The sequence below is a fragment of the Yersinia thracica genome, assembly GCF_902170565.1.
Taxonomy (GTDB): Bacteria; Pseudomonadota; Gammaproteobacteria; order Enterobacterales; family Enterobacteriaceae; genus Yersinia; species Yersinia thracica.
The window spans coordinates 1-2339 of sequence record NZ_CABHXX010000007.1 but is presented as its reverse complement, the minus strand read 5'-3'; the positions used below and the strand labels follow the sequence as shown (position 1 = coordinate 2339).

The following is a 2339-nucleotide window of genomic DNA, read 5'->3' as shown; positions in this document are numbered from 1 at the left end:
ATCTGGTTGGTCAGTTGTTCTTCCGTCGGCGTCAGGTTACCTTTTTGGGCCAACGCCTCTTTCGCCGCCTGAATAGCAACCGGGTCTTTCAGCGCTTTTTCTTCCGCTATTTTGCCCTGCGTACGCACGATATCACTGACCTGACCACCTATCTCACCAATCAGCTGTGCTTCTTTGAGGCGGTTTTGCTCTTTCTCTTTATCAAATATCGGGCTGATGCTGCCGTTGGCATTGTCGGTATCGCGGCTCAGGTCTTCGACATTCTGCTGCTGTTTATCGGTATCGCGGATGGTGATATTGCCCTCAGATACCGCCGCCTGAGTCGTGCCCTCGGCATGGCCGTCATTACCCAGACCCGACAGCACCACGCCGCCCAGATTACTCAGTAGGTCAGACCCCACCGGGCCGCCGGTGCTCAGGCTGCCGCCCTGATGCTCGGCGTTGAAGTCAGCTTTATTTTCGATATCACTGAAGCCCAGAGTGCCGGTGTCCAGACTGTTTTTACTCTGGTCAGCCGTGCTGGCAATCACCGCGCCATCGAGCTGAGTATGCTCGCCGACGGTGATATCAAAGCCGCCAGAACCTGCGAAGATGCCGGTCTGTTCCTGCACTGAGTCATAATTGCTGTGCAACTTATCTTTACTCATGCTGAGGTTGGCCGAGCCGCCGCCGGTCACCGCCATGCTGACACCGCCGCTGGTGCTGGTTTGCTTCGCGTCATAATTGTCGCTGTCTTGCTGGCTTTGCAGCAGCAGGTCGCGGCCAACATCCACCTTGACGCTTTCACCGCTGGCTTGCGCGCCGATGAGTGACGTATCGCGGCCGTTGTTGAGCGACAGGGTACCGCCGCTGTCGAGGGTGGTTTGGTAGCATTGAGTCGCGCACTGGTCAGGTCAATATCACTGTTCAGTGTACTGAGTTGCAGGTTATTACCCGCCTGAAGTAAGCCGCCGCGGTTACGGGAAGTGGCGGTTTTTAGGGCTTAGATGTAGGAACCCCAGCCTTGGCCGGGGCTTTAATTATTCAATTTGTTCTACAGATAAAGATAGGTTTCTGCGCGAAATTATCAAGCTGAGGGAGTTATTCTCCACGATAGTTATAATGTTCAGGAACTTGATAGTCTTCAGGGAAAGAAAGTTCTTTTGTCTCTTTGATAAAAAAGTCAATATCTCCAACTGATTGATAAAAAACCCCATAAATAGACATCATAAAAACTCTGATATCTAAAAGGGCCGCTCTCATAGCTAATTCATCCCTATTACTCTCTGCACTGACAAACAAATCAATTGCTTGATTTAATCGTATGATATTTTTTTCGAGCCGACATTTAATATCGTCATCTTCGCTAAGGTATAATTCTTCTCCCTCAGGTTTTGTGATTTTTTTTTCAACAATCATTTTCAAAAAAACGTTCTTAAAGCGATTAATGGGGTCCATATCAATCATTTTGGTAGTTTTCTCCCTTCTACAACTGCTTTGTTGGTTTTATCTTGATTTATTGTTCCATCTAAATTAAGGACAGCCTTTATATTTCTATTACTATCAAACACTTCTATATGGTTTTTGTGTAACCCATCAAGATAGTATTTATCGCCTTTAGAAATGTATGTACCAACATCACCTTTGGCTTGATACACACTTTGCCCTTGGTACATCTGATTGGTTTTACGTGAGTTATCCTGCATCTGGTTCCCAAAGCCCGATTGCTTTAGGAACTCATTCATATTTCCCACAGCACCTTTATTTGGCTGATATTTGCCAGCGCCACCAGTAACAGTAGCCATTGCAGCAGCAGCCAGTATCTCTGCTTTCTGGCTATCTAAGCCATAAATTGTCTGTAACTTTTGCGCAAACTCAGTGCTGTTGACTATTCCTGACTCATCCATCTGTTGCAGCAATAAGACTGATAAGTCATTCTTCATACTCCATGGGATATCTTCACCTAGCGCCCTGTCTATTGCTTCATGAACCAGCATACTGTTAGCAGGGATATCACCATATTTCTCTTTACAGGCTGCCGCATCCGAAGCACAGGTTACAATTAGTTCATTACGCTGCTTCAGGCTCAGGTCTTCCATTTCCTTCACGATCTGTTTGCAGTCACCACGCGCATCACAACCTTTCACTTTCGCCGCAAAATCATCTATCTGAGTGGCACTTAGGAAGTTATTCTCAACCGCATTTTTCCCAGTCTGCGCACCGGCAACCGTATCAGCGGTGCTGTCGCCGGTCAAGCCACCGGCTAATCCGGCCGCCAGTGTCGCCAGCGCACTGACGGTCTGCTTCTGATCTTCGCTGAGATTGTCTTTGTCCCAGCCCATTGCCGCGATAATCCTCGG

Annotated in this window: 2 protein-coding genes and 1 pseudogene; all 3 read right to left on the bottom strand. The window is 47.9% G+C overall.

What is annotated here, in order from left to right; all coding sequences use genetic code 11:
* A pseudogene (locus FTA91_RS00845) lies at positions 1-866 on the bottom strand (hemagglutinin repeat-containing protein); the annotation flags it as partial.
* Between the two features lie 214 nt (positions 867-1080).
* Complete coding sequence (locus FTA91_RS00840; protein ID WP_145582782.1) at positions 1081-1446, bottom strand: hypothetical protein; 366 nt, start codon at positions 1444-1446, stop codon at positions 1081-1083.
* Positions 1443-2339 (bottom strand): VENN motif pre-toxin domain-containing protein (locus FTA91_RS20000; RefSeq protein WP_235896814.1); only part of this gene is annotated, 897 nt, incomplete at its 5' end. The genes FTA91_RS20000 and FTA91_RS00840, both read right to left, overlap by 4 nt.

Coding starts and splice junctions, on each gene's coding strand:
- FTA91_RS00840 (WP_145582782.1), bottom strand. CDS start 1,446: ATGATTGATATGGACCCCATTAATCGCTTTAAGAACGTTTTTTTGAAA.